Below are 3,884 nucleotides of genomic sequence, written 5' to 3'. Positions count from 1 at the left end.
CTGAACCGGCCGCCGACGCCGAGCCAATCCCCTGCTCCGAGGGGGCGGCGGCCTTCACGGCCGCGCGGAGGTCGGCGACCAGCGGGACGACGGGGTTGGCGGCCTGCCGGGCGCGCGCCGCCAGTCCGGGCAGGTCCGGCGCGAACTCCGCGGCCACGCGGGAGATCAGCGCCGCCGCGTCCGGCGGGACGAGCCCGAGGCGGCCCTGGGCGCGGGCCAGCGCCGCCTCGGCGTCCAGCATGGCGCGCGACCACGCCACGTCCGAGGTCGCCGCCTCCACCCGCGTCCCCGCCCGCACCGGCGCCAGCAGCCCGGAGTCCGGGCCCGGAGCCCCGGCAGAGTCAGAAGTCAAGAAAAACCGTCTCCCCGTCCCCTTGCAGCCGCACGTCGAACCGGTACCGGCCGTCCGCCCCCTCGGCGATCAGCGTCTTGCGGCGGGCCGGCTCCAGGCTGTCCAGCAGCGGGTCCGGCCGGTCCTCCAGGTATACCCGCGTCAGCACCGAGCGCAGCAGCCCCCGCGCGAACACCTGCAACGACAGATAGGGCCCCGACGGCCGGGCCGTACGGAACCTGAAGGAGCCGTCCGCGGCCGTGGCGCACCTGCCGAACCCGGACACCAGCCCGGAGCCCCGCCGCAGCACCCCCCGGTCCCCGGTCTGGCCGAGCCACAGCTCCAGCAGCGCGTCCGGCACCGGCGCGCCGTCGCCGTCGTACACGTGCCCGGTCAGCGTGACGGCCCCGGCGTACGAGTCCGGCACCAGCTCCCAGTCGTGCGCGTACGGCAGCGCGTGGCTGAAGAACGGCCCCACGGTCTGGGACGGCGTGAGTGTCATGACGACTCCGTAGGGGTGCTGCCGAGCACGATGTCGAAGGTGTACCCGAGGGCCCATTCGGGCTCGGTGAGGTCCATGGAGAAGGCGGAGATCAGCCGCTGCCTGGACGCCTCGTCCGGGATCGACCGGTAGATCGGGTCGAAGGCCATCAGCGGGTCGCCGGGGAAGTACATCTGGGTGACCAGCCGCTCGGTGAAGGCCCGCCCGAACACCGAGAAGTGCAGGTGCGCGGGCCGCCAGGCGTTGTGGTGGTTGCGCCAGGGGTAGGCGCCCGGCTTGATCGTGACGAACCGGTAGCGCCCGTCGGAGTCGGTGAGGCAGCGGCCGGCGCCGGTGAAGTTCGGGTCGAGGGGGGCGGGGTGCTGGTCGAGCTCGTGGGCGTAGCGGCCGGCGGCGTTGGCCTGCCACAGCTCCACCAGCGTGTCGCGGACCGGCCGCCCGGAGGAGTCCAGGATCCGGCCGGTGACGATGACGCGCTCGCCGATCGGCTCGCCCTCGTGCTGCCTGGTGAGGTCGTTGTCGAGCGCGCCGACCTCGTCGTGACCGAAGACGGGGCTGGTCAGCTCGATCGCGTCCGGATCGCCCTTGAACGCGACCGGCGCCTGCGCGGGCGCGCGCAGGACGGTGCTGCGGTAGTCGGGGCTCAGGTACGGAGGATGGATCATTTCGGTCCTTCGGGTAGGTCTCACCACGGCATGCCCACGTAGTTCTCCGCCAGCGTGGTGGCGGCCGCCTCGGAGGTGGTCACGTAGTCCAGGTACGAGAGCTGCAGCCGCCTGGCGTACTCGTCGTCGGAGTCGAAGGTGTGCAGCAGCGTCGTCATCCACCAGGAGAAGTGCTGGGCCCGCCAGATCCGCTTGAGGCAGGCGGCGGAGTAGCCGTCGAGCAGGCCGGCGGAGCCGGTGGTGAGGTAGCGGTCGATGGCCTCGGTCAGGACGCGCACGTCGGCGACGGCGAGGTTGAGGCCCTTGGCGCCGGTGGGCGGCACGATGTGGGCGGCGTCGCCGGCGAGGTAGAGCCTGCCGTGCTGCATGGGCTCGGCGACGAAGGCGCGCATCGGGGTGACGCCCTTCTCGAAGATCTCGCCGGTGGCCAGCGTGAAGCCGGGGACGGTCTCCAGCCGGGCCTTCAGCTCGTCCCAGATCCGCTCGTCCGGCCATTCCTCGACGGTGGCGTCGGGCGGCACCTGGAGGTAGAAGCGGCTGACAGTGGGCGAGCGCATGCTGTGTAGCGCGAAGCCGCGTTCGGTCCTGGTGTAGATCAGCTCCTCGGACGAGGGCGCCACATGCGCCAGGATGCCGAGCCAGGCGAAGGGGTATTCCCGCTCGAAGACGCTCAGGATGCCCTCGGGGATCGACGGCCTGGACACGCCGTGGAAGCCGTCGCACCCGGCGATGACGTCGCAGTCGAGCCGTTCGCCGCCGAAGGTCAGGTACGGCCCGGAGCCGGGCTCCGGATCCAGCGCGTGCAGCGCCACGTCCTCGATCTCGAACCGCACGTCGCCGCCCGCCTCCAGCCTGGCGGCGATCAGGTCCTTGACCACCTCCTGCTGGCCGTACACGGTGATGGACCTGCCCGGCACCAGCTTCTCGAACGCGATGCGGTGGCCCTGCCCGCCGTACCGCAGCTCGATGCCGTTGTGCGGCAGTCCCTCACGCAGCATCCGCGCGCCGACGCCGGCCTCGACCAGCGTGTCCACCGTCCCCTGTTCCAGCACCCCGGCGCGCACGCGCCGCTCCACGTAGTCGCGGCTGCGCTTCTCCAGCACCACGGAGGAGATGCCGCGCAGATGGAGCAGGTGGGACAGGAGCAGACCCGCGGGGCCGGCCCCGACGATTCCCACCTGTGTCCTCATACAGGGCAGCATCCCGCCTGGACGGCCGCCGGTCCGAGACTCCGCTTCCACTCAGTGGAATATTCATGCAGGATGGTGGTGTGGCAGGCGGATCTCGCGAACCCGGACGGACGGTGACGTCCAAGGTGCTGGCCATCCTGGGCGCGTTCGACTCCGGCCATCCGCAGCTCACGCTGACCGACCTGGCCAGGCGCAGCGGCCTGCCGCTGAGCACCGTGCACCGGCTGGCCGGCGAGCTGGAGGAGTGGCAGGCGCTGAGCCGCGCGCCCGACGGGCGGCTGCGCATCGGGCTGCGCCTGTGGGAGCTGGGCCAGCTCGCGCCGGCCCGGCTGCAGGATCTGGCGCATCCGTGGCTGCAGGAGCTGTTCGCCAGCACCGGCGAGAACGTGCACATCGCCGTGCGCGACGGCATGGAGGTCCTGTACGTGGACAAGGTCGCCGGGCGGCGGGCGGTGCCGATCGTGTCCAGGACGGGGGCGCGGCTGCCGATGCACCCGACGGGGGTGGGCAGGGCGCTGCTGGCGTTCGAGCCGGACTGGTTCGTCCGCTCCTACCTGGAGCGCGAGCTCGAACGGCCGACCCGGCACACGATCACCGAGCCCGGCCGGCTGGCCAGGGAGCTGGCCACGGTGCGGGCGCAGGGGTACGCGCTGACGTACGAGGAGATGACGCTCGGCTCCTGCTCGGCGGCGGCGCCGGTGCTGGTGGACGGCAGGGCCGTCGCGGCGCTCGGCATCGTGCTGGCCTCCAGGCGCGCCCGCGAGCTGCCCCGGCTGGTCGAGCCGCTGCTCAGGGCCACGGAGCAGATCGGTAAGGCGATCGCCACAGCAGCCTGACCGCGAAGCTCTTGCAGGAAGGTGCCCGGGACCTCTACGGTTACCGTTGGTAAGCGCTTTCCCTTAGGAGTCCCCCGGTGTCCTCCCCACTCCGCGTCGCCGTGGTCGGCGGCGGCGCGATCGCGAGCTTCGCGCACATGCCGGCGTTCGAGGCGGTGTCCGACGAGGCCGAGGTGGTCGCCGTCGTGGACGCGACCACCGAGCTGGCCCAGGCGTTCGCGGACCGGTTCGGCCTGGCGTACGCGTCCGACGACCTCGACGGCATGCTCGCCGAGGTGCGACCTGACCTGGTGGCCGTGTGCAGCCCGCCCTCGCTGCACGCCGCGCAGACCGAGGCGGGGCTGCGCGCGGGCGCCTGGG

Annotated in this window: 5 protein-coding genes and 1 pseudogene; 2 read left to right on the top strand and 4 right to left on the bottom strand. The window is 72.5% G+C overall.

From position 1 onward, the window contains the following. The 4 genes and pseudogenes from KME77_RS24160 to KME77_RS24145 form a co-directional block, all read right to left on the bottom strand. Positions 1-352 (bottom strand): annotated as a pseudogene (locus KME77_RS24160) (hypothetical protein); the annotation flags it as partial. After that, the gene (gene pcaG / locus KME77_RS24155) at positions 342-833 is read right to left on the bottom strand and encodes a protocatechuate 3,4-dioxygenase subunit alpha (protein ID WP_219471222.1); all 492 of its coding nucleotides are present in this window, start codon (positions 831-833) and stop codon (positions 342-344) included. The gene pcaG and the pseudogene KME77_RS24160, both read right to left, overlap by 11 nt. After that, on the bottom strand, positions 830-1,498 hold the full coding sequence (gene pcaH, locus KME77_RS24150) for a protocatechuate 3,4-dioxygenase subunit beta (RefSeq protein WP_219471221.1): 669 nt from the start codon (positions 1,496-1,498) through the stop codon (positions 830-832). The genes pcaG and pcaH overlap by 4 nt, the downstream gene beginning before the upstream one ends. A 20-nt stretch (positions 1,499-1,518) precedes the next feature. Further along, complete coding sequence (locus KME77_RS24145) at positions 1,519-2,688, bottom strand: 4-hydroxybenzoate 3-monooxygenase (protein WP_219471220.1); 1,170 nt, start codon at positions 2,686-2,688, stop codon at positions 1,519-1,521. A gap of 80 nt (positions 2,689-2,768) precedes the next feature. On the opposite strand from KME77_RS24145, the gene KME77_RS24140 reads away from it, so the two are divergent. Together KME77_RS24140 and KME77_RS24135 are read left to right on the top strand one after the other, a co-directional pair. Then, positions 2,769-3,524: an IclR family transcriptional regulator gene (locus tag KME77_RS24140; RefSeq protein ID WP_308250874.1), complete on the top strand. Its 756-nt coding sequence runs from the start codon at positions 2,769-2,771 to the stop codon at positions 3,522-3,524. 77 nt (positions 3,525-3,601) lie between these two features. After that, a partial coding sequence (locus tag KME77_RS24135; RefSeq protein WP_219471219.1) for a Gfo/Idh/MocA family protein occupies positions 3,602-3,884 on the top strand: 283 nt, incomplete at its 3' end.

Origin of the sequence: Nonomuraea rhizosphaerae (genome assembly GCF_019396405.1) — a bacterium.
Taxonomy (GTDB): Bacteria; Actinomycetota; Actinomycetes; order Streptosporangiales; family Streptosporangiaceae; genus Nonomuraea; species Nonomuraea rhizosphaerae.
This window is presented reverse-complemented; position numbering and strand designations above follow the sequence as displayed.

Bases quoted from the DNA above. Each gene is read 5' to 3' on its own strand.
- KME77_RS24145 (WP_219471220.1), bottom strand. From the start codon at position 2,688: ATGAGGACACAGGTGGGAATCGTCGGGGCCGGCCCCGCGGGTCTGCTC.
- pcaH (WP_219471221.1), bottom strand. From the start codon at position 1,498: ATGATCCATCCTCCGTACCTGAGCCCCGACTACCGCAGCACCGTCCTG.
- pcaG (WP_219471222.1), bottom strand. From the start codon at position 833: ATGACACTCACGCCGTCCCAGACCGTGGGGCCGTTCTTCAGCCACGCG.